The sequence below is a fragment of the Cryobacterium sp. RTC2.1 genome (assembly GCF_035018685.1).
Taxonomy (GTDB): domain Bacteria; phylum Actinomycetota; class Actinomycetes; order Actinomycetales; family Microbacteriaceae; genus Cryobacterium; species Cryobacterium glucosi.
This window is the reverse complement of record NZ_JASJXJ010000010.1, coordinates 21029-43114: the sequence shown is the minus strand read 5'-3', so window position 1 is coordinate 43114 and position 22086 is coordinate 21029. Positions and strand designations below refer to the sequence as shown.

General features: G+C 66.0%; 22 protein-coding genes, 1 tRNA gene, 1 rRNA gene and 1 pseudogene. 9 read left to right on the top strand and 16 right to left on the bottom strand.

The features are described 5' to 3' along the window. The 6 genes from QN357_RS02795 to dnaK form a co-directional block, all read right to left on the bottom strand. Positions 1-67, bottom strand: a 16S ribosomal RNA gene (locus tag QN357_RS02795); the annotation flags it as partial. A 577-nt stretch (positions 68-644) separates the two neighbouring features. Continuing rightward, positions 645-1814 carry a methyltransferase gene (locus QN357_RS02790; protein WP_416347605.1) on the bottom strand — a complete coding sequence of 390 codons (1170 nt, stop codon included), beginning with the start codon at positions 1812-1814 and terminating at the stop codon, positions 645-647. Next, positions 1801-2217: a heat shock protein transcriptional repressor HspR gene (locus QN357_RS02785; RefSeq protein ID WP_134448372.1), complete on the bottom strand. Its 417-nt coding sequence runs from the start codon at positions 2215-2217 to the stop codon at positions 1801-1803. Before QN357_RS02785 ends, QN357_RS02790 begins: the two co-directional genes overlap by 14 nt. Positions 2218-2219: 2 nt before the next feature. Then, complete coding sequence (locus QN357_RS02780; protein WP_134448374.1) at positions 2220-3230, bottom strand: DnaJ C-terminal domain-containing protein; 1011 nt, start codon at positions 3228-3230, stop codon at positions 2220-2222. Further along, positions 3223-3828, bottom strand: coding sequence for a nucleotide exchange factor GrpE (locus tag QN357_RS02775; protein ID WP_134448375.1), 606 nt, complete (start codon positions 3826-3828; stop codon positions 3223-3225). The genes QN357_RS02780 and QN357_RS02775 overlap by 8 nt, the downstream gene beginning before the upstream one ends. Then, the gene (gene dnaK, locus QN357_RS02770; RefSeq protein WP_134448377.1) at positions 3828-5696 is read right to left on the bottom strand and encodes a molecular chaperone DnaK; all 1869 of its coding nucleotides are present in this window, start codon (positions 5694-5696) and stop codon (positions 3828-3830) included. Before dnaK ends, QN357_RS02775 begins: the two co-directional genes overlap by 1 nt. Positions 5697-5892: 196 nt before the next feature. On the opposite strand from dnaK, the gene QN357_RS02765 reads away from it, so the two are divergent. The 3 genes from QN357_RS02765 to QN357_RS02755 all read left to right on the top strand — a co-directional run bounded on the left by QN357_RS02765 (position 5893) and on the right by QN357_RS02755 (position 8604). Then, positions 5893-7212, top strand: a complete 1320-nt coding sequence (locus QN357_RS02765; protein ID WP_134561011.1) for an MFS transporter — start codon at positions 5893-5895, stop codon at positions 7210-7212. A gap of 76 nt (positions 7213-7288) precedes the next feature. Continuing rightward, positions 7289-8089 carry an isocitrate lyase/PEP mutase family protein gene (locus QN357_RS02760; protein ID WP_134448381.1) on the top strand — a complete coding sequence of 267 codons (801 nt, stop codon included), beginning with the start codon at positions 7289-7291 and terminating at the stop codon, positions 8087-8089. Between the two features lie 68 nt (positions 8090-8157). After that, positions 8158-8604 (top strand): hypothetical protein, encoded by a 447-nt coding sequence (locus QN357_RS02755; RefSeq protein WP_134558156.1) that lies wholly within the window; start codon positions 8158-8160, stop codon positions 8602-8604. Positions 8605-8611: 7 nt separating this feature from the next. Here QN357_RS02755 and QN357_RS02750 read toward each other — a convergent pair whose 3' ends face one another. Continuing rightward, complete coding sequence (locus QN357_RS02750; RefSeq protein ID WP_134558155.1) at positions 8612-9145, bottom strand: hypothetical protein; 534 nt, start codon at positions 9143-9145, stop codon at positions 8612-8614. Positions 9146-9241: 96 nt separating this feature from the next. Continuing rightward, positions 9242-9844 (bottom strand): dCTP deaminase, encoded by a 603-nt coding sequence (gene dcd / locus QN357_RS02745; protein WP_134448386.1) that lies wholly within the window; start codon positions 9842-9844, stop codon positions 9242-9244. Positions 9845-9916: 72 nt separating this feature from the next. On the opposite strand from dcd, the gene QN357_RS02740 reads away from it, so the two are divergent. Both QN357_RS02740 and QN357_RS02735 read left to right on the top strand, forming a co-directional pair. Then, a tRNA-Gly gene (locus QN357_RS02740) sits at positions 9917-9987 on the top strand. Positions 9988-10058: 71 nt separating this feature from the next. Continuing rightward, positions 10059-10841 carry a hypothetical protein gene (locus QN357_RS02735; RefSeq protein WP_134448414.1) on the top strand — a complete coding sequence of 261 codons (783 nt, stop codon included), beginning with the start codon at positions 10059-10061 and terminating at the stop codon, positions 10839-10841. Between the two features lie 38 nt (positions 10842-10879). On the opposite strand, the gene eda is transcribed toward QN357_RS02735, so the two are convergent. The 3 genes and pseudogenes from eda to QN357_RS19510 all read right to left on the bottom strand — a co-directional run. After that, a complete protein-coding gene (eda, locus tag QN357_RS02730; RefSeq protein WP_322189070.1) occupies positions 10880-11512 on the bottom strand; it encodes a bifunctional 4-hydroxy-2-oxoglutarate aldolase/2-dehydro-3-deoxy-phosphogluconate aldolase in 633 nt (210 codons plus the stop codon). Next, positions 11512-13344, bottom strand: coding sequence for a phosphogluconate dehydratase (gene edd, locus QN357_RS02725; RefSeq protein WP_369125144.1), 1833 nt, complete (start codon positions 13342-13344; stop codon positions 11512-11514). Before edd ends, eda begins: the two co-directional genes overlap by 1 nt. A 117-nt stretch (positions 13345-13461) precedes the next feature. Then, positions 13462-13896, bottom strand: a pseudogene (locus QN357_RS19510) (gluconokinase); the annotation flags it as partial. Positions 13897-14260: 364 nt separating this feature from the next. On the opposite strand from QN357_RS19510, the gene QN357_RS02720 reads away from it, so the two are divergent. Genes QN357_RS02720 through QN357_RS02710 form a run of 3 tightly spaced genes read left to right on the top strand, consistent with a single transcriptional unit; the run spans position 14261 to position 15542 of the window. After that, entirely contained in the window at positions 14261-14407 is a 147-nt protein-coding gene (locus tag QN357_RS02720; RefSeq protein ID WP_323504431.1) for a hypothetical protein, read from the top strand. 3 nt (positions 14408-14410) lie between these two features. Next, entirely contained in the window at positions 14411-14779 is a 369-nt protein-coding gene (locus QN357_RS02715; protein ID WP_323504430.1) for a GNAT family N-acetyltransferase, read from the top strand. A gap of 13 nt (positions 14780-14792) precedes the next feature. Next, a complete protein-coding gene (locus QN357_RS02710; RefSeq protein WP_322189066.1) occupies positions 14793-15542 on the top strand; it encodes an SDR family oxidoreductase in 750 nt (249 codons plus the stop codon). Positions 15543-15626: 84 nt separating this feature from the next. Here QN357_RS02710 and QN357_RS02705 read toward each other — a convergent pair whose 3' ends face one another. From QN357_RS02705 to QN357_RS02685, 5 genes are all read right to left on the bottom strand, one after another. Next, entirely contained in the window at positions 15627-16814 is a 1188-nt protein-coding gene (locus tag QN357_RS02705; RefSeq protein ID WP_323504428.1) for an ADP-dependent glucokinase/phosphofructokinase, read from the bottom strand. Positions 16815-16833: 19 nt separating this feature from the next. Then, on the bottom strand, positions 16834-17694 hold the full coding sequence (locus tag QN357_RS02700) for a ketose-bisphosphate aldolase (RefSeq protein ID WP_134448436.1): 861 nt from the start codon (positions 17692-17694) through the stop codon (positions 16834-16836). A 51-nt stretch (positions 17695-17745) separates the two neighbouring features. Beyond that, positions 17746-18591, bottom strand: coding sequence for a carbohydrate ABC transporter permease (locus QN357_RS02695; RefSeq protein WP_134448438.1), 846 nt, complete (start codon positions 18589-18591; stop codon positions 17746-17748). Between the two features lies 1 nt (position 18592). Then, a complete protein-coding gene (locus QN357_RS02690) occupies positions 18593-19513 on the bottom strand; it encodes a carbohydrate ABC transporter permease (protein WP_241975197.1) in 921 nt (306 codons plus the stop codon). Between the two features lie 84 nt (positions 19514-19597). Next, entirely contained in the window at positions 19598-20890 is a 1293-nt protein-coding gene (locus QN357_RS02685; RefSeq protein ID WP_198413433.1) for an ABC transporter substrate-binding protein, read from the bottom strand. 270 nt (positions 20891-21160) lie between these two features. On the opposite strand from QN357_RS02685, the gene QN357_RS02680 reads away from it, so the two are divergent. After that, on the top strand, positions 21161-22030 hold the full coding sequence (locus QN357_RS02680) for a DeoR/GlpR family DNA-binding transcription regulator (protein ID WP_134558149.1): 870 nt from the start codon (positions 21161-21163) through the stop codon (positions 22028-22030). Positions 22031-22086 lie beyond the last annotated feature (56 nt).

Genomic DNA, 22086 nt, shown 5'->3' with positions numbered 1-22086 from the left:
GTTCGACTTGCATGTGTTAAGCACGCCGCCAGCGTTCGTCCTGAGCCAGGATCAAACTCTCCGTAAATGTTTGATTGCACAAGACCCGAAAGCCCCGGCACATCTAGTGTGACTGACCGCCGGAATGGGCGGACCAGACACAAGTTTGAAACTGACAGAACAAATCATTACTGACTTGCTTTGTTGTTATAAATGTTTTCCAAAGGAATCTCCTGGCCCTTCACCGCTAGAAACGGATCCAAACCACGAGGTTTTTGGCATTTGACATTGTGCACGCTGTTGAGTTCTCAAGGATCGGACGCACCCGGCTTCAGGCCACACCGTAACCGGCTTAGTGGCTGTCGCTCCGAGGCAATTCCTTATTCTTCTTTCGTGTCGTTTCGCTCGGTCCCCCGCTAAGGGAATCTGGTGAAACGCCATCAATCTCGATCAGCGAATTTACGCGTTGATCGGGATTGGAAGTGGTCCCGCTTGAGGCCGGTAAGCGCTTCGGCTTTCCGAACCTGTGGGGTGACTTAGATGACTTTACGGTGAACCGTGGGGGGCCGCAACTCCCGGTCACATCCCGGGCGTGTCGGATGGATTGCACCTCTGTTTCGGGAAGGTTTCGCACCCCTGAAGGCCTCCCGAAGCCCTGCGGCTGCCTACCGTCGCACCGAGACCGTGACCGTGAACTTGGCGTTCCGGCCGACCTGATGCGTCGGCCCGACCAGGCGGGTGAGCGCCGGCCGGTAGCCGAGGTGTGTGTTCCACACCGTCCAGAGCTCACCGCCGGGCCGGAGCACCCGCGCGGCATCAGCGAAGAGCTTGAGCGCGATGCCGGCATGCACGGAGGATCCGATGTGGAACGGCGGATTCAACAGGATCAACTCACTGGACGCATCCGCCTGGGATCCGAGCGCATCATCACGCACGACCGTGACCCGATCGGCGACCCCGTTGGCGATCATGGTGGCCCCGGCGGATGCGACGGCGGCGGCCGACTGGTCGCTCGCGATCATCGTGAGTCCGGTTCGGCGTAGCGCGAGCGCGGCCGCGAGCACGCCCGTGCCGCAGCCGAGGTCGATCGCGCGGACGGCATCCGGTTTCATACGGTCAAGGAACTCGAGCAGGTACCGGGTTCCGATGTCGATCGTGGTGCCGGCGAACGCGGCGCCGTGCGCGCACACGGTCAGACCCAGGTCGTCATGCCTGCTGACGTGCGGCCAGGCCTGGCTCGCCTGTTCCGTCGCCCGGAGGGGACCGGAGGCACGCAAGACCCGGGACTTCTGCCGGGCCGGGGAGACCTGGAGCCGCTCGAAGTGCCGTGCGAGGACCTCGTTCATGGCCGGGGTCATGTGCTTGAGCCGCCCGCCGGCGACAACGACGACCGTGGGATCGGCGTACCGGGCGATCGCCTCGGCGATCTCGTCGAGCGCGGCGAGGCTGCGGGGCAGCTGGAGGAGGACAAGGGTTGCGCCCGACAGGAGCTCGTGGCCCAGTGGGAACGAGCGGTAGCGGTCGGTGAGGCCGAACTCGTCGGCATTCCGGGCCAGGGCCGCCTCGCCCGAGAGCGCGTCCTGGTGCACGCGGATGCCGGTGGCCCCGAAGAGCGCAGCGGCGCCGAGGGTGAGGGCGCCATACCGGTCCTCGACGACAACGAGCCGTTCGGCGGGAAGGCTCTCTGCCGCCTCGTCGAGGATCAGCCGGTCGCTCGCGTCGACGGCAAAAAGGTTGGAGGCCTCGACGTCGGGGAAACGCCGGAGCGCGCCGAAGTCGAACGCAGTGGGGTCGAACGCAGTGGGGTCGGGCGCCACGGGATCAGCGGCCGTCAAGCGGGCGCCAGATGACCACCTGGTTCGCGCGGCGGGTTCGGGTGCCCGCGCGCATCGAGATGACCTCACCGGCCGAGCCGGCCGCGAAGACGCGGCGACCCGACCGGTTCAGCAGTTCATCGGCGAGGGCCGCTTCGAGTTCGCGCAAACGCGATTCGAGGCGGCGCACGTGGTCCTCGAGCGCGATGATCCTCCGGATGCCCTCGAGGCTCACGCCTTCGGCACCCAGCTCCGCGATTTCGCGCAGTTTCACCACATCACGCATCGAATACCGGCGAGACCGGCCCGGGGTGCGGTCCGGACTCACCAGTCCCAGGCGATCGTACTGTCGCAGCGTCTGCGGGTGCATGCCCGCAAGCTCTGCGGCCGTCGAAATGACGAACACCCGGGAGTTCTCGTCCACCGTCAGTCTCTCGCTCTCGCCAGCAGTTCGTCGCGCGGGTTCTCGTCGGGAAGGGCCGCCGCGAAAGCAGCGAGCTTCTCCTCGGCGTCCTTCGACAGGTGCGACGGCACCGCGACCTGGACCTCGGCGAGCAAGTCGCCGGTGCCCTTCGGAGTCACAACGCCGCGTCCCTTGACCCGCAGGACCCGCCCGCTCGGCGTGCCGGGGGCGATGCGCAGTTTGACCGGCGCTCCACCCAGGGTCGGCACTTCGATCGTCGCGCCAAGAGCTGCCTCGACGAACGTCACGGGCACGTGCAGCCTCAGGTTCAGGCCGTCACGCTCGAAGACGGGGTGCTTGCGCACCGTCACGGTGAGGACGATGTCACCGGCCTCGCCGCCGTCCGGGCTGTGCTGGCCCTGGCCGCGGAGCTTGATCTTCTGCCCGTCGGCGACGCCGGCGGGAATCCTGACCTTGATGGCCCGGCCATCCTGCGTCTGCAGGGTGATCTGGTCGCCGTGGGTCGCGGTGATGAAGTCGACGGTCGTGGATGCGATCACGTCCCGCCCGCGGGTCGGTCCGCCGTAACCGCGGAACCCTCCCGTGGACGTTCCGAAACCGCCGCCGCCGGCGCCGCCCCGGCCGAACATGCCGCCGAGCAGGTCGTCAAACCCGCCCTGCTGCTGGTAGGAGTAGCCCTGTTGCCGGGCACCCCCACCGAACATGCCGCCGAAGACGTCGTCGAAGCCGCCACCCTGCTGGGCGCCTCCGCCACCGGGGGCGGTGAAGCGTGCTCCACCGCCCATGGCCCGCACAGCGTCGTATTCCTTCCGCTGTGCGGGGTCGCCGATCACCGAGTGCGCCTCGCTGATTTCCTTGAACTTCGCTTCGGCCGCAGGATTGCCCGGATTGGAGTCCGGGTGATACTTGCGGGCGAGCTTGCGATAGGCCTTCTTGAGGTCGGCCGGCGTCACGTCTTTCGAGACGCCGAGGACCTTGTAAAAGTCTTTGTCGAACCAGTCCTGGCTAGCCATCGCTCGGTACCTGGACTACGACCTTGGCAACACGCAGCAGCGTCGAGCCCAGGAAATAGCCGGTCTCGACCACCTCGCCGACCGTGTCGACCGTCACATCGGGCGTAGGCATCTGGAAGATGGCCTCATGCACGGTGGGGTCGAACGGTTCGCCGACCGTGCCGAACGGCTTCACGCCGAGGCGCTCCACGCTCGTGCGCAGTTTGGCTGCGATGGTGCTGAATGCGGTGTCTGCGACGAGGTCGCCGTGCTTCTCGGCACGGTCCAGGTCGTCGAGCACCGGGATCAGGCCCTTGACGACGTCCACGGTCACGCGCTCACGCTCGATCTCGCGGTTCGCCTCGGTGCGCTTGCGATAGTTCGCGTACTCGGCGGTGACCCGCTTGAGGTCGGCGAGATGTTCACTCGTCGGCTCTGCGACCTCGCGCGTGGCGGCGTCCAGGATGTCCTGGACCGTCAGCTCGTCTTCCTCGATGCCCTCAGCGGATGCAGCGGCCTCGGATTCGGCGGACGCCTCGGCTGCCGCAGATTCCTCCGCGGCGACCGGCTCCACCTCTTCGTCGGACGGCCCGTTGACCGGACCCTTGTCCTTGGCCATTACTTCTTGGTTTCTTCCTCGTCGTCGACAACCTCGGCGTCAACCACGTCTTCGTCGGACTTGCCCGCGTCAGCGGTCGGTTCGCCGGACTCGGTGGGGGGCGTCGCGGCATCCGCCTGGCTCGACTTGTAGATGGCCTCGCCGATCTTGCCCTGGCTCTCGTTGAGCTTGTCGAACGCGGTCTTGACCGCGGCCTCGTCGTCTCCGGCGAGCGCAGACTTGAGCGCGTCGACGTCGGCCTGGACCTCGGTCTTGACCTCGGCCGGGAGCTTCTCGTCGTTTTCCTTGAGGAGCTTCTCGATCGAGTACGCGAGCTGCTCGGCGGTGTTGCGGGTCTCGGCGGTTTCGCGACGACGCTTGTCTTCTGCGGCGTGCTCTTCGCCCTCGCGCACCATGCGCTCGATGTCTTCCTTCGCGAGCGAGGAACCGCCCGTGATGGTCATGGACTGCTCCTTGCCGGTGCCCTTGTCCTTGGCGGACACGTGCACGATGCCGTTGGCGTCGAGGTCGAAGGTGACCTCGACCTGCGGGATGCCGCGCGGGGCCGGTGCGATACCGGTCAGCTCGAAGGTGCCGAGGTTCTTGTTGTCGCGGGTGAACTCGCGCTCGCCCTGGAAGACCTGGATCGCGACGGACGGCTGGTTGTCGTCTGCCGTGGTGAAGGTCTCGCTGCGCTTGGTCGGGATGGCCGTGTTGCGCTCGATGAGGCGCGTCATGATGCCGCCCTTGGTCTCGATGCCGAGGCTCAGCGGGGTGACGTCGATCAGGAGGACGTCCTTGCGCTCGCCCTTCAGCACACCGGCCTGGAGTGCGGCGCCGACGGCGACGACCTCGTCCGGGTTGACGCCCTTGTTCGGGTCCTTGCCGCCGGTCTCGCTCTTGACGAGCTCGTAGACGGCGGGCATACGCGTCGAACCACCGACGAGCACGACGTGGGCGATGTCGCCCACCTTGACGCCGGCTTCACGGATGACGTCCTGGAACGGCTTCTTGGTGCGGTCGAGGAGGTCTTCGGTCATCTTCTCGAACTGGGCGCGGGTCAGCGTCTCGTCGAGGTTGGCCGGGCCGTTCTCGGTCAGGGAGAGGTACGGCAGCTGGATGCTCGTGGACATGCTGCTGGAGAGTTCCTTCTTGGCCTGCTCCGCGGCTTCCTTGAGGCGCTGCTTGGCGATCTTGTCCTTGGAGACGTCGACGCCGGTGGTTTCCTTGAACTTCTTGATCAGGTAGTCGACGATGCGCTGGTCCCAGTCGTCGCCGCCGAGGCGGTTGTCACCGGCGGTCGAACGCACCTGGATGGTCGAGAAGTCGTCGTCCTTGCCCACCTCGAGGAGCGAGACGTCGAAGGTTCCGCCGCCGAGGTCGAAGACCAGGATGAGCTCGTCTTCCTTGCCCTTGTCCAGGCCGTAAGCGAGTGCTGCTGCGGTCGGCTCGTTGATGATGCGGAGCACGTTGAGGCCCGAGATCTCTCCGGCCTCCTTCGTGGCCTGGCGCTCGGCGTCGTTGAAGTACGCGGGGACGGTGATGACGGCATCCGTCACCTTGTCGCCGAGGTACTGCTCGGCGTCGCGCTTCAGCTTGGCGAGGATGCGGGCGGAGATCTCCTGCGGGGTGTACTTCTTGTCGTCGATGCCGACGGTCCAGTCGGTGCCCATGTGGCGCTTGACGGAAGAAATGGTGCGGTCGACGTTGGTGACAGCCTGGCGCTTGGCGGTCTCACCGACGAGAACCTCGCCGTCCTTGGTGAATGCGACGACGGACGGGGTGGTGCGGAAGCCTTCGGCGTTCGCGATGACGGTGGGTTCTCCACCCTCGAGGACGGCCACCACCGAGTTGGTGGTTCCGAGGTCGATGCCTACTGCACGGGCCATGTGTGCGTTCTCCTTCAAAGTGTGAGCTCAACGGGACAATCGGTATGATCGACCAGAGTTGAGCGGTATTGACTCAAGTGTGGCACCGCCCGAAATCGGAGTCAAGCCAGCCAGCTGAAAGTTGAGTGTGAGTGACTCAACTTTGGATTCCCGATCAATTTCCCCACTGTTCCCCGGCGACCACTACTCTGAGCGCATGACTGGGACAGCGGAACAGCGCGGCACGGCAGATCACCCCACCCCGGCCGGGCGCGGCGTGATCGCCTGGAGCCTCTGGGACGGCGGTTCGGCCGCATTCAACGCCGTCGTCACGACCTTCGTCTTCACGGTGTACCTCACCGGGTCGTCGTTCGGCGACAAGGATGTCATCTCGGCCCAGCTCGGCTGGGCGCTCGCGATCGCAGGCCTGCTCGTGGCCCTGCTCGCGCCGATCACGGGGCAGCGCTCCGATGCCTCCGGTCGCCGGAAACTCTGGCTCGGCGTGAACACCTTCATCGTCGTCGGCCTCACCGCCGCGATGTTCTTCGTGCAGGCCTCGCCCGACTTCCTGCTGCTCGGACTGATCCTCCTCGCCGCCGGGACCGTGTTCTACGAATTCGCGACCGTCAACTACAACGCGATGCTCGGCCAGGTCTCCACGCCGAAGACGATCGGCAGGGTCAGCGGATTCGGCTGGTCGATGGGCTACTTCGGCGGCATCGTGCTGCTGCTCATCCTTTACTTCGGCTTCATCCACCCCGACGTCGGTCTTTTCGGCGTCACCGACGCAAACGGGCTGTCGGTGCGGGTGTCAATGCTCATCGCGGCAGCCTGGTTCGGCCTGTTCGCCCTGCCGCTGCTCTTCCGGGTGCCCGAGTACGCGGCTCCCACCGCCGCCCGGCGCGAGCGGGTCGGCTTCTTCCGCTCCTATGTACTGCTCGGGCGCGACGTGGCCGCACTCTGGCGCGGCGACCGCCAGCTGGCGCTCTTCCTGATCGCGAGCGCGGTCTTCCGCGACGGCCTCACCGGGGTGTTCCAGTTCGGCGGCATCCTCGCGGCCGGCACCTTCGGTTTCTCGAGCGGCGACGTGATCATCTTCGCGATCGTCGCCAACGTCATCGCCGGCATCTCCACCGTGCTCGTCGGCCGCCTCGACGACCGCCTCGGGGCCAAGAACGTGATGGTGGTCGCCCTGTCCGGTACCATCGTCGCCGGCCTCGCCGTCTTCTTCTTCGCCACCGGCGGCGCGACCATGTTCTGGATCTTCGGCCTGCTGATGTGCGTGTTCGTCGGCCCGGCCCAGTCCGCGAGCCGCAGCTTCCTCGCCCGTGGCATCCCGGCCGGGCGCGAGGGCGAGATCTTCGGCCTCTACGCGACGACCGGCAAGGCGGCGACCTTCCTCGCACCAACGCTCTTCGCCCTGTTCGTCAGCGTCTCGGGCAGCCAGGTCTGGGGCATCCTCGGCATCGCGCTCGTGCTCCTGGTCGGGCTGCTGATGCTGATCCCGGTGAAGGCGAAGCAGCACCCGCTCGGGTAGCTGGGCGATCTCTGTTCATCGACTGGACATCCGCTGTGATCTCGCCCACGGGCGGCATCTTTGTCAGGCTGGAGAGATGACAACTCAGCAGATCCAGAAGGCCGAACTTCTCAACGCGCTCCATGTCCCGGGCACACCGCTCATCGTGACGAACGTCTGGGACGCCATCACCGCGAAGATCGTGTCGGAGGCGCCCGGCGTGCGGGCCCTGGCAACGGCCTCGCACTCCGTGTCCAATGTGCGTGGCCTCGAAGACGGCGGCGGGCTCACTGTCGACGAGGCGATCGCGGCGGCACGCATCATCATCGGCGCGGTCGACCTGCCGGTGTCGGTCGACTTCGAGAAGGGGTACGCAGCGGATGCCGCCGGCGTCGCCCGCAACGTCCGTCGCCTCGTCGAGGAGGCCGGCGCCTCAGGCATCAACCTCGAGGACTCGATCGGCGCCGCGAAGGCACCGCAGTACGACATCGCGACCGCGGCAGCCCGGGTGGCCGCCGCGCGCACCGGGGCCGACGCCGCGGGCGTGCCGCTCGTGATCAACGCCCGGGTGGACACCCTGGCCGGCGGCGGCGAATGGGACGAGGCCGTGGCCCGCGCCAACGCGTATCTCGACGCGGGCGCCGACGTGATCTTCTTCCTCGGCCTCGGCGACGAGGACAAGGTCAAGCGGGCCCTCGACGAGGTCAACGGCCGCATCTCCGTGATCGGGCACCCGGGCGCCGTTCCCCTGGCCCGTCTCGCCGAACTCGGCGTCTCCCGGGTGAGCTTCGGGCCGGGCACGCTCGGCCTCACCCTCGCCGCACTGCAGCGCTCGGCGACCCAGCTCACTTCTCTCGGAGAATATCCTGCAGATCTGGGCTTTCCCTTCTCGCTCTAGCGGAATGCCGTGGCCGGCGGCGCGGTGAGTTCGGGAATATGCTCGGGAGAAAGTGAGAGGTTCCCGACATGAAACTCAGCGTCTCCGCCGCGCTGGTCCGCGGCATCCTGATCGGTCTGCTCCTGTTCGGAGCGGTGTCGGCCTTCGCAGGGATGGTTCTCTGCTCCGGGTTCAACGGCGGCGGATTGCCGCTGGCCTACCTCGAGGGCACACCGTTCACGTCCTACTTCGTTCCGGGGCTCGTGCTCGGCGTTGTCGCAGGCGGTACCCAGCTCCTGGCGGCGATCGGCCTGCTGCGCCGCAAGGACTGGGCACTGATCGCGACCGTCGTTGCAGGTTTCGGCATGATGATCTGGATCTTCGTGGAGATCGCCCTGATCAGGCAGTACGCGGACCTGCAGACGATCTACTTCAGCCTCGGCGCACTCGAACTGATCGCCGTCTACGCCCTGCTGGGCCTCGCACCCGGCGTGGTGCGGGGTCTGGAGCCGATCCGGGAGCGAGTGGCCCGGTAGCTGCCGGTCAGCGGATGCGGGTGGCCTCGTTGTGCTCGACGAGCACCCAGGTCGCGCCCTCGTCGTTGGAGACCCAGCCCTCCCAGGAGTAGGCGTCCGCGGTGATGGACACGAAGTTCCAGCGGATCGGCCGGCCGTCGGTGCCGGTACCGTCCTGGCGCAGCCCGTTGCGGTGCGGGGTTGCCACGAGGTGGCAGTACTCGCCGATGGCGGGGGCGAAATAGCTGACCCGCCAGGCGCCCGCGTGCGGGTCGTAGACGCGCACGGCCATGGCCACGGTTTCCCGTCCGTCGGGATGCGTGTCGCTCACGGGGACATCGACGATCTCGACGTCCTGCACCGCACGCCCGTCGAGCACGAACTCGACGATCCAGGTGAACTGACGCTCGTGCCAGTCGCCGGTCGCTTCGTCGAGGCGTGAGCCCTTCGCGGCCCAGCTGCCGACGAGCTGGCCGAAGCGACGCATCCGGCCCGGGTATTCGGGCGTCGGGCCGGGCGCGATGAGCGCCTCGGCAAAACCGGGTACGGATGTCGTCGTCATGCTCCCGATTTTACCGGCCGCATGTTGCGCCCGTGTGAACCCGTCCTCTCGCTCTGGATCAGGACTTTTCCGGCGGGGGCGGAACGGGGGTTGCGGCTACTGCACGTCCGTCGTCGGGGCGATCGAGACATCCGTGCGGTGGAAGTTCTGGAAGGAGCGCGACGCCGTCGGCCCGCGCTGGCCCTGGTAGCGCGAGCTGTACTGGCTCGAGCCGTACGGGCGTTCGGCGGCCGAGCTCAGCTGGAAGAAGCAGAGCTGGCCGATCTTCATGCCGGGCCAGAGCTTGATCGGCAGGGTGGCCACGTTGCTGAGCTCGAGGGTCACGTGGCCGGTGAAGCCCGGGTCGATGAATCCGGCCGTCGAGTGGGTGAGGAGGCCGAGGCGGCCGAGCGAGCTCTTGCCTTCGAGGCGGGCCGCGATCGTGTCGGCGAGGCTGACCTTTTCATAGGTGGAGCCGAGCACGAATTCACCGGGGTGCAGGATGAACGGTTCGTCGTGGGGGATCTCGATCAGCCGGGTGAGTTCGGGCTGGTCCTCGGCCGGATCGATATAGGGGTACTTGTGGTTGTCGAACAACCGGAAGTACCGGTCGATGCGCACGTCGACGCTCGACGGCTGGATCATCTCCGGAGCGTAGGGCTCGAGCCCGATACGTCCCGCGTCGATTTCGGCCTTGATATCACGATCGGAGAGCAGCACGGGTCCAGCCTAACGGCGAGGACTTGATATGCTGGCACGGTTCCGGTGCAGGCACTGCCCGCGGCCGGACGCGCGGATGTAGTTCAATGGTAGAACTTCAGCTTCCCAAGCTGATAGCGCGGGTTCGATTCCCGTCATCCGCTCCGTGTCACTTCCCGACGTCACTTCCCGACGCCTCGTTTCCGGTATTCTCGACGCGGACTGAGGAGTACCTGTGACTGACCCCACCTTGCGAATGCCGGACACTGTTTTCCGGGCGGTGTTGGACCTGGGCGACCTGCCGTTGGAGGCTCCGCCGCTGCCGACCCAGTTCCGGAACCCGGTGCTGAACGCCGACTGGTTCGTCGACGGTGAGGGCGAGGCCGACGAAGAAGAGGTGGCTGTGTTCTCCCTCGGGTTCGAGGGCGGAGAGCTGCACCTGGAAACGACGCCTGACGGTGTCGAGCACCACTTCCATGGCGCCGACGGAGAAGAGACTGATCGCAGCCCGTGGCCGAAGCGGGAGACGAAGGAACTCGTGGCGTGGGCCCTGGCGCTCGTCAAGCACACTCTCCCTCTGCTCGAAGATCTCGCGGAGGACGCCGAAGAGGCCGCCGACTGGCACCACGAAGGACTTCGGGTCTACGCCCGCGACTTCGGGGCGGTGCCCCTGGAGATCGTGGACGTTGCCATTCCCGGCGAGCAGATGATGCTGCCCTGGCTGGGGTCCGGGCGCACAGACCATCTGCACACGGACGACGAGGCACGCAGCCTGATCCTCACCTGGAACCCGGAAGACGCGGACCCCGAGACGCCGATTGTGCGGGCGTGGCTCGATGCCGGCACGGGGGAACCGGTCTCCGAAGCGGTCGCCGGGGTCGACTGGGTTGCGGTCGGGCTCCCCGAGGAGGAAGTGCGCGCGTGGTTCGAAGCGTTCTACCTCAACCACGAGGTCCTCGACGACCCCGCCGAGCTCATCATGCGTGCCGCACTGAACCGGATCGCGGGCCTCGGCTAGGCCTGGCCGAAGCCAGAGCCCAAGCCGAGTGCCGCAGTTCAGGGCCGCAGGCCGGCGGCCTGGCGGGCCAGTCCTTCGATACGCGTCCAGTCGCCGACTTCAATGGCATCCAGCGGAGTGATCCACGTGCCGCCGATGCACCCAACGTTGGGAAGCGCGAGGTAGACGGGCGCGCTCGCGAGCGTGATCCCGCCCGTCGGACAGAACCGCGCTTCCGGCAGGGGCGCCGCGAGTGAGCGCAGCACCGCGTGGCCGCCGGACGCCTGGGCAGGGAAGAACTTCATCTCCGGGTGTCCGCGTTCGATCAGCCGCAGGACCTCCGACGCGGTCGCGGCTCCCGGCAGGTAGGGCAGACCGGATGCGTCCATCGCGTCGAGCAGGGCATCGGTCGACCCGGGAGAAATCAGGAACCGGGCCCCGGCCTCGGCGGCCCGACGCACGAGTTCCGGGTTGTTGACCGTTCCGGCGCCGATGACGGCGTCGGGCACCTGGTCGGCGATGGCACTGATCGCACGCAGTGCAGCCGGGGTGCGCAGCGTCACCTCGATAACCGGCAGGCCACCCGCCACGAGTGCCCGGGCCAGTGCCACCGCGCGGTCGGCATCCTCGATGACGACGACGGGGATCACGGGTGCGAGCTCGAGCAGCTGGGCTGCGTTCAGGGTGGACATCAGAGGACTCCTTCAAGTGTGTTGGTGATGACGCTGGCGCCACGGTCGGCCGGGCCGACCTGCCGGCGGAAGACCGAGAAGAGCTCCCGACCGGTGCCGGACCAGCTGACGTCGTCGAGCGCAGCACCGGTGATTTCGCGGGCCGCGAAGACGTCGTCGTCGAGGAGGACGTCGAGGGTGCCCGCCGTCGCGTCGAGGCGTACGAGGTCGCCATCGCGGATGCGGCCGATCGGACCGCCCGCTGCGGCTTCGGGGGTGAGGTGGATGGCGGCCGGGATCTTTCCCGACGCGCCGGACATCCGCCCATCGGTGACCAGAGCGACCTGATAGCCGCGATCCTGGAGGATGCCGAGCGCCGGGGTGAGCTTGTGCAGCTCGGGCATTCCATTTGCGGACGGGCCCTGATACCGAATCACGGCCACGAGATCCCGGTCGAGCTCACCGGCTTCGAACGCTGCGAGGAAGACGTGCTGGTCGTCGAACACCACCGCGGGCGCCTGGATGACGTGGTGTTCGGTCGCCACCGCGGCGACCTTGATGACCGCACTGCCGAGATTGCCGTCCAGGATCCGGAGTCCGCCGTTCGGCGCGAAAGGCGCTGAGGCGGGCCGCAGCACGTCCGTGTCGAGGCTCTCGGTCGGTCCCGGGCGGTAGCTCAGGGCGTTTCCGTCGAGCACCGGCTCCCGGCGATAGGCGTCGAGTCCCGCGCCGGCAACGGTGCGGACGTCGGGGTGCAGCAAGCCCGCGTCGAGGAGCTGGCCGATCAGGAACGCCGTGCCCCCGGCGGCGTGGAAGTGGTTGATGTCGGCAGGGCCGTTGGGGTAGATGCGGACAAGCAGGGGAACGACCTCGGACAGGTCCGCGAAGTCCTGCCAGGTGAGCTGGATCCCCGCGGCGGCCGCGATTGCCGGGAGGTGCAGCGCGTGGTTGGTCGACCCTCCGGTGGCAAGCAGGGCAACGACGCCGTTGATGATCGACCGCTCGTCCACCACGCGTCCGATCGGGGTGTACCGGTCTTTCAGCTCGGTCAGCGCGACCACCTGGCGGGCCGCGGCGGCGGTGAGGGCCTCGCGCAACGGGGAGTCCGGGCTGACGAAGCTCGCGCCGGGAAGGTGGAGTCCCATGACCTCCATCAGCATCTGGTTGGAGTTCGCCGTCCCGTAGAAGGTACAGGTGCCTGCGGAATGGTACGACGCCGTCTCGGCCTCGAGAAGTTGCTCGCGGTCGGCCAGGCCTTCGGCGTAGAGCTGGCGGATGCGGCTCTTTTCCTTGTTCGGAATCCCGGAACTCATCGGTCCGGTCGGCACCAGGATGGCCGGGAGGTGACCGAAGGCCAGCGCGCCGATGACCAGGCCTGGCACGATCTTGTCGCAGACGCCGAGCAGCAGCGCTCCGTCGAACAGGTCGTGGGCCAGCGCGACGCCGGTCGCCATGGCGATCAGATCGCGGCTGAACAGCGACAGCTGCATGCCGTCTCTGCCCTGGGTGATGCCGTCGCACATCGCGGGCACGCCGCCCGCGACCTGCGCGATGCCGCCGGCCTTCCGGACGGCGTCTTTGAGGATCGCCGGGTAGGCCGCGAACGGCTGGTGCGCGGAGAGCACGTCGTTGTACGAGGACACGATCCCGATGTTCGGCTTCACGAAGGCGCGCAGCGCCGCCTTGTCCTGCTGGCCGGTGGCAGCGAACCCGTGGGCGAGGTTCGCGCAGCCCAGGCGACCGCGGGTCGGTCCCTGCTCCGCGGCGGCATCGATCCGGGCGAGGTACCTGGCCCGGCTCTGTGCGCTGCGTTCGATGATGCGGCGCGTGACCGCTTCGACGACCGGGTGCATGGCCACGGTGGTGTTCGGCGTCCGGGCGGTCGACTGTCCTGATGTGGCCGCACCGGGTGCGGACGAGCCTGCGGCCGGCCGCAGGCCGAGCATCGTGACGATCCTGGCGGCCTCCTCGGCGGGCGGTCTCGCCGCGTCGATCAGGATGCCGCGCTCGTCGGAATCCAACGGCTCCAGGGTGTCCAGCTGCGAATCGAGAAGACTGGCCGGCATGTAGTGGTCGAGTCGGGCAGACATCCGTGCGCCGAGCAGGTCCTTTGAGCCGACGAGGTGCACGAAGATCACGTTCTGCTCGCGCAGCACGTCCCGATACTTCTTCTTCAGCGCCGAGCAGGTGACGATGCCGGGGAGGTCGGCCGTGGTGTGCTCGACGATCCAGGACGACACGGTGTCGAGCCAGGGCCAGCGGTCCTCGTCGGTGAGCGGAGTGCCCGACGCCATCTTGGCCACGTTCGCCGCGGGGTGCAGATCGTCGCCCTCGACGAAGTCCCACCCGAGCTGGCTGGCGAGGAGAGCGGCTACGGTCGACTTGCCCGAGCCGGAAACCCCCATCATGACCAGGACGGGTTGCGGGCCGGGCACGCCGACAGGGGTGTGCGGGTCGCTGCTGACGCGGGCTGGTGGGGTTGCGTTCGTCAGTCCGGGTGGTGTGGATGAGTACATCGTCGTCCTCTCGCGAGGACGCTTCGGCGCGACCTCATTGTCAGGCCCAGGTCACCGCGCTCCGCTGGCGCGGGCACAGCGAGGTTGACGCTGAATTTCATTAATCAGATTAATCTGATTAATCAGATATTGCGAGTGTGGCACTCCGGGAGAGAGCCGTCAAGTCGAGGCGTGCGTGGCCCGCACGCGGCGCGGACCCGGTGAGCGCGGCGCTTCACCTCGACCCGGCGCGCTTCCCTGCTATCGTGCGTGGATGATGACCGAGGGGTTCACGATTCGCCGCACGACGGCGGCAGACTGGCGCGAGATCCGGGAACTTCGACTGGAGATGCTCCACGACACGCCCCTCGCCTTCGGGGAGACCTTCGACGCCGCGCTCGCCCACGACGAGGCCGAATGAACCATGCGCGGAGCGCGCGGCACCCATGAGCATTCGATCGTCGTCGTGGCGATCGCGCCCTCTGGGCGCTGGGTCGGGACGATGGGCGGCTACGTTCCCGACGAGGCGACGGGTGCGCTGCTCGTCGGTGTCTACGTCGCGCCGGACTACCGCGGCGGGGCGGCCGGCGTTACGGATGCTCTCCTGTCGCGCATCGAGGACTGGGCGCTCACGGAATCGGGTCGGCTCACGTTGCACGTGCACGAGCACAACGACCGCGCCCGCGCCGCCTACGAGCACCGCGGCTTCGCGGCAACCGGCGTGACCGCGCCCTACGACCTCGACCCGACGACCCGGGAACTCGAGATGGTCAAGCAACTCACAACGTCCTAGGAGGGGTCGCATCATGAGGATCGTCGTAGCCGGGGCGACCGGCACCGTCGGCAGGCACGTCGTTGCGGTCGCCCAACGCCGTGGTCACGAGGTCGTCCCGCTGTCACGGTCAACCGGGCAGGACGTCAGCACCGGCGTCGGACTCGACGCGGCGCTCACGGCAGCGGATGCCGTGATCGACGTCACGAGCGTGGCGAGCACCTCAGCCGCAGCATCCGTCGAGTTCTTCGGCGCGGCGACCAGGCACCTGCTCGCCGCGGAAGTGCGCCAGTCGGTGGGACACCACGTGGCGCTGTCCATCGTCGGAATCGACTACCTACCGCTCGGGTATTACGCCGGGAAGGTCGAACAGGAGCGCCTCGTCACCGCCGGGCCGGTGCCGTTCAGCATCCTGCGAACCACCCAGTTCCACGAGTTCGCGCGGCAGGTGCTCGGTCGCGCGTCGTTCGGCCCGATCGCCCTGGTCCCCGCCGGACTGCTGCGTCCGATCGCGGCCGTCGACGTGGCCGACGCCCTCGTTGCGATCGCCGACGGCACCGAGCGGGGACGTCACCGCGACCTGCGCGGGCCGCGGGATGAGATCCTCCTCGGCATGGTGCGCAAGGTCATCCGGGCCGACGGGCGACGGATGCCGGCACTCGGGGTGTCCCTTCCCGGCGCGTACTGGCGCGGAATGCGTTCCGGGGTGCTGCGCGGCACCGGGGACGAGGGCGAGGCTCCCACGACATTCGACGAGTGGCTGACCGGCGAACGGTCGTCCTAGTCCTGGGCCGCACTCTCTGGAACCGGAGCGACCCGGTCTTCACTGGAACGGCAGCCGGCCCGGCTTCGACCACTGTCCGCCCGGCTAGCGCCGAGCCAGGGCAGCGATGAACCCGCCGACGAACGAATCGCCCAGTCCGATGGTCGTCGGCGCGGCGACGGTGAGCGCGAACGCGGGCAGGCACCGGACGGTGTGCCCCATCCGGTCCTCGAGATCGGAGGCGAACCGAGTACCGGGCACGCTGGGCATCCGGTTGTCGACTTCCCGGTAGTCCCGCTCGGTGAAATCGTCCCCATAGCAGTATCGCGTGCTCGCCATCGTGATGCCGCCCTGGAGGCTCGCGCCATAGGAGGCGGCGAACTCGCCCAGGGCGAGAGACCAATACTTCGTGTGCACGACCAGGGTCGCGGCGGGGATCAGCCGCTGCAATTCCCGGAGCGCCTCGGCCACCTCGTCGACGGCCAGGAGGTCGACGGGGCGTCCCAGGTATGCCTGCATTTCGTCCTCGTTCATGCTGTACACGTCGATCACCCCGATGAGCGCGTCGCGCACGTACCGGCTCATCGCCGGGACATGGAATCCGGCGTCCTCGTAATAGACGACTGCTGTTACCGGCAACTGCTGCATGTGCCGCAGGATGTCCACCAACCGTTCTTGGAGCAGGTCCGTGTCCTGGATGACGTTGAACCCCGAGATCAGGAACACCTCGGCATCTCGGAGCACCTCTCCGAGAGCGTTGCTCAACAGCAGCTGTTCGTTCGGTGGATCATTGGCGTAGATGACCCGATTCGGGTGCGGCGCACGCAGGTCGATGTCGCCGGCCTGGACGCGCGCGCCCGCGTTGAACTGCACGATGAGATGCGGATCGGTCGTGTCGTGGTCTGCGCTGCAGAGGTAGGCGCATCCCGCGGGGAGCAGCCTGCGAACGTGATCGTCGATGCTGATCAAGTGAACAGTGCTCTCGATGCCGAGCGCCTGCATCGCCATCGCGGCGCGCACGCACGTGCCGCCCAGGGTGATCCTTCTATCGAACCGGGCGGCGAACGTCTCCACGATGTCGGAGGAGGCGACGAATCGCTCTCCTCCGGCACCGCCCTCGAGGAAGGCGAGCAACGTGACGACGAGGTCCCGCTCGCTCATGACCGGGATCGAGGCATCCAGCTCCGACGCGCGAATGGAGTACTCGCGGATGAGGTGCTCGATCACCCGGGAGTCCCAGGCGATCTCGTAGTCGACGGTTCCGCCGAGCCCCAACACCAGTTTTTCGCGCATGGAGATATGTGCCATTCGATTAGTAGAGTGCTGCTTTTCCGGCCGCATTGAACAGGTCGATCTTCTGCGCCGCGGTGATCTTCATGGCGGCGACGCACGGCGGCTGGATCGTGTTCGGCTCCCGCACACCCGGGTCGGCAAGAACCTCCCGCATCTTGGAGTGGTACGACGATTTGATGTCGCTCGAGATATTGATCTTATTGATTCCCAGCCGCACGGCCTCCCCGATTTCCTGGTCCGGGTTGTTGGATCCGCCATGAAGGACCAGGGGGATGCCGACCTTGCCGGTGATCTCGCGGAGCAGGTCCAGCCTGAGCTCTGGCTTCATGCCTGCGGGATAGATGCCGTGGCTCGTGCCGATGGCAATGGCCAGGCTGTCCACGCCGGTGGATGCGATGAACTTCACCGCGTCGTCGGGATCGGTGAAGATGATGGTCGCCGTGCCGTCTTCGGCCTCGCTGTCCGTCTTGCCGATCGTGCCGAGCTCACCCTCGACCGAGATGCCCACGGCATGCGCGGCATCGACGACCCGCTTCGTGATCGCCACGTTATCGGCGAACGGGAGCAGCGATCCGTCGATCATGACGGATGTGAAGCCGCTCTGGATGGCCACGAGCACCTGCTCGTAGGTCGCCCCGTGGTCCAGGTGGATGGTGACGGGTACGGTCGAGCGGTGAGCGCGCGCAATGATCGCGGGAAGCATGTCGACGCCGATGTGGCTCAGTTCGTCCGGGTGGATCGCAATGATCAGCGGGGAATTCTTCTCCTCGCTGATCTCGAAGAGGCCGTTCATCATCGCGTAGTCGCTGACGTTGAACGCCGGGACAGCGAAGTCGTTCGCATTCGCGACGGCCAGAAGGTCGATTCCATTCATTAACATGCGGTGGTTCTCCTTGGTTGGGGTGAGACGAGAGGGAAAAGGCAGACGCGGCTAGTTCTTGACCGCTCCTGCAGTCATGCCGCCGATGAAGAAGCGTTGGAAGAAGAGGAAGAGGAGCAGGACCGGGATGCACCCGAGGATGCTCATCGCCATCATCTGGTTCCACTCGTAGGAGTTCTGGCCCATGAGCAACTGGATGCCGATGGGCACGGTACGCATGTCCTGGGTGCGAGTCAGGGTCAGCGCGAAGAGGAACTCGTTCCACGAGATCATGAAGGTGTAGATACCCACCGAGACGATGCCCGGGATGGATATCGGCACGAGGATGCGCCAGAGCGCTCCCATCGCACTCGCCCCATCGACCCGGGCTGCCTCGTCCAGTTCCTTGGGCAGGGTGTTGAAGTAGCCGGTCATCATGATGATCGCGTAGGGCAGCGTGAACACCATGTAGGTGAGGATCAAGCCCAGGTAGGTGTTGTACAGGCCCAGAGTCACCATCAATCCGAAGTACGGAATGAGGAGCGTGATGGGCGGGACGCCCTGCACGCTCACGATGATCATGTTCAGGGGTTTCTTGAAGCGGAACTCGAACCGGCTGAAGGCATACGCCGCCAGGATGGCGATGAGGAGCGTGAGCACCGTCACGGACAGGGACACCACGTAACTGTTGATGAAGAACCGCACCTTGGTGGGGTCGGTCAGGATCGACGTGTACGCATCCCAGGAGAAGTTGTCCGTGATCAGTTTCGGCGGCGAGGCGAAGATCTCGGTATTCGACTTGAACGAGCTCGACGCCATCCACACCACCGGGAATCCGGCGAACACGGCGCCGATCAGCAGGCCGATGAACAGCCCGGCCTTCTTCACCAGGCGAACGCGTCTTTGGGTCGCAGCCATATCACTCCCGCGCTTTCTGGTATCGGGCATAGACGTATGCGAGGACTGTCGACACGACCAGGAGCAGGACGGCACTCGCGGAGGCCTGGGAGAACTCGTAGTTGCTGAAGGCCAGCTTGTACGTGAATGTGCTCAGCATCTCCGTTGCGTTGATGGGCCCACCGCCGGTGGTCATCCAGATCAGCGCGAACTGCTGCGACGTCCAGATGACGTCGAGCAGGGACATGCTGATGATGATGGGCTTGAGCTGGGGCAGGGTCATGTGCCAGAACTGCTGGAGCGCTGAAGCCCCGTCCACCTTGGCTGCTTCATAGAGGTCCGTCGGAATTCCCTGCAGGCCGGCCAGGAGGCTGACCATGTAGAACGGGTACCCGGCCCAGATGTTGATGAACGTGACGGCCAGAAGCGCCGTTCCCGGTGTCGACAGCCACTCGATGCCGGTGGGAGTGATCCCGAGGCCGACCAGAACATAGTTGATAACGCCGTTCGGGTTGAGCAGGAGCCGCCAGAGGATGGCGATGATGGCGACCGTGAACAGCCAGGGCAGCACGTAGATCACCCGGAAGAGCCCGGTGGTGAGATTGCTGAGTAGTTTCGTATTGAGCATCATCGCGAACAACAGGCCGAGCACGAGGTGTGCGATCACGCTGACGATGGTGAAGATCGCCGTATTGAGTACGGCAGTCGGCAAGACGCCGTTGGTGAGGACCTTGACGTAGTTGTCCAGCCCGACGAACTCCGGATGCTTGTTGGTGATGACGTTGTCCATGACGGAGTAGCCCATGACCATGGCGATCGGGACGAACATGAGGATGAAGAGCAGGGCCGCCGTCGGGGAGATGAATCCGTACGGCGTGAGCCTGCCGGTCAGCGACTTTGCCGCGGTAGTCCGCTCAGCACCTGTGGTGCGTGTTGTTCTCAAGACGTGATCCCTCCTTGAGTTTGGGTGGCCGCGTCAGGCACGAGTCCTGACGCGGCCACGCGAGGCTGAGTTGTCTCCGACTGGCTAGAACTTCGCGGTCCAGGCCCCCTGGGCTTTGGTCAGCATGTCGTCGACAGACTGGGTCCCGGTCAGCGCGCCCTGGAACTGCTCGTCAAAGTCACGCATCAGCTGTTCCGCGACCGGGAGACCGACGAACTCGTTGACGGGTGTGCCGCTCTTGTAGATGTCGAATGCCGTCTTGAAGAGCGGGTCGGTTCCGGTGAAGTCCGGAGTGGAGCTGGTGTTCCCGGGGAAGGCGTGGGCGAGAGTGGACAAGGTGGAGTTGGTCTTCTCACTCATCAGGAACTGCACGAGCTTCCAGGCCTCCGCCTTGTGCTTTCCGGTGTCGGAGACACCGATGCCCCACGACGCGTATGGGATGCCGCGCTTGCCGGTGAAACCGTCCGCCGCGGGAATGGCGGAAATGCTGAACTTGAGGTTCGGGTTCTTCTCCCGGATGCTCGTGACGTGCGACAGGGAGTCGATCATCATGCCGACCCGGCCGTTGGTGAATTCCTCCACCTTGTCCTGTTCCGTCATGGTGAGGGAACCGGGGGCGATGACGCCCTTGTCCCAGAGGTCCTTCACGTAATTGGTCGCGCTCTTCACCGCGGCGTTCGTGAGGTCCGGGGCTCCGTTCTTGAGCATGCTGCCACCGGATGCCCACGCCCAGGACATGACGTCATTCTGGATTCCGTTCGGCGCCTGGAGGGAAAGCGGGAGGACCCAACCCTTGGCGTCCCCGGTCTTGGTGACAGCTTCGGCCGCCGCGGTGAACTCGGTGCGGTTGGTGGGCGGTGCCGTGACGCCGGCCTTGGCCAACAGATCGTCGTTGGTGAACATGGGATAGACGAAGTTGAGCACCGGGATCATGAAGGTCGAGTCCTTGATCTTGACCTGGCTGGCCAGCTGGCTCTCGTCGTACCCGGCGTCCTTCATCAGCTGGGAGAGGTCGGCGAGCGCGCCCTGCTTGGCGAAGTCGCTCACCCAGGCCCCGTCAAGTCCCACAACGTCGGACATAACTCCCGAGGCCGCGCCGGCAACCGTCTGGTCCTTGGTTGCCGCGTACGGCGCGCTGAGCAGCTTGACCGTAATGTTCGGGTTCTCCGTCTGAAATTCGTCCATCAGGGTGCGCAGTGCACCAGCGGGCAGTTCCGGCTCCCACCACTGGGAAAACTCCAGCGTGACCTTCTCGTTCGGATCCGCAGTCGCGGTGACCGAACTACTGGTGCTGCACCCGGTGATGAGGGTGACGGCCATTCCTGCGACGACAAGAGGGACGACAGCCCTCCGGACCATAGCGCCTTTGCTATTCATGGTTCTCCATTCCAAGTTTTGCTGTGTTCTGCTGTTGTATGCGCTTTTCTGCGCCTTGTTGCATGATAGTAGCGGAGTGAATTGCCGATCGTCAAGCATACAAATGCACCAATTTGTACGCGCCAACACCCTGATTTCGCCGGATTCACCGGTCGAGCCGACCAAGTCGGAGTCACTCATGCATGCAGGGTCATGCGTGAAACTCCGGAATTGGCCCGATGAAATCAACAAAGCACGGAACGAAAATGCAAGAAAATGCTAATATCAGGCATGTCCCCTTCCCCGGCCCCGCGTTCGAACCGGCCCGATCAGGCCGCCCGCCTGCCCGCGGGACGCAAGGCCGATCTCGCCCTGTACGTGTCAGAAGCAGGTCAGGTCACGGTCGGGGCTCTCGCGGAGCACTTCGGAGTCTCGGCCGACACCATCCGAAGGGACCTCGACCAGCTCGATGCCGACGGGGTACTGGTCAGGACCCACGGCGGAGCGGTCAGCCAATCGGTCATGGAAACGACGGAGAAGAAACTTGACCTCCGGTTGCGGTTGCAGACATCCGCGAAGGACAAGATCGGCGCCCTGGCGGCCGGACTCGTGCAGGACGGCTCCGTCATCATGATCAACGCCGGCACGACGACGCTGGCAGCGGTGCGCCACCTGGACAAGCACCGCAACCTGACGGTGGCCACCAACAACCTCCGTATTCCGATCGAGATGCCACCGGATGTCTGTCGTGACCTCTATGTCTTCGGCGGCGCCGTGCGCCTCAGCGGCCAGTCGACCATCGGACCCGTCGGGTTTCAGTTCGCGGGCAGCGGGAATGACCTCGATGTGCGCTGCGACCTGGCCCTGATTTCGGTGGGGGCCGTCTCCGCCGATGGCGGATACTCGACGAGCAACCTCGCCGAGGCGGTCATGATGAGCGAGATGGTCGCCCGGGCTTCGCGCGTCGCGATCCTCGCGGACTCAACGAAATTCGGGCGTCAGCTTTTCGCCCAGGTCGCCGAGCTGGGCCGGGCTGACTACTTCATCACCGACCAGGCCCCGCCGCCCGACCTGGCCAAGGCCTTCCGGAAGAGCAATGTGGAAGTGCTGACTCCGCCGCCCGGCTCACCGGACAAACCCGACCTGCGACAGGCCCCCTGAGGCTCGTCTCTCGTTCGGCGGACAGACCCGTCAGGCCCGGCAGGCCGCAGCGTGCC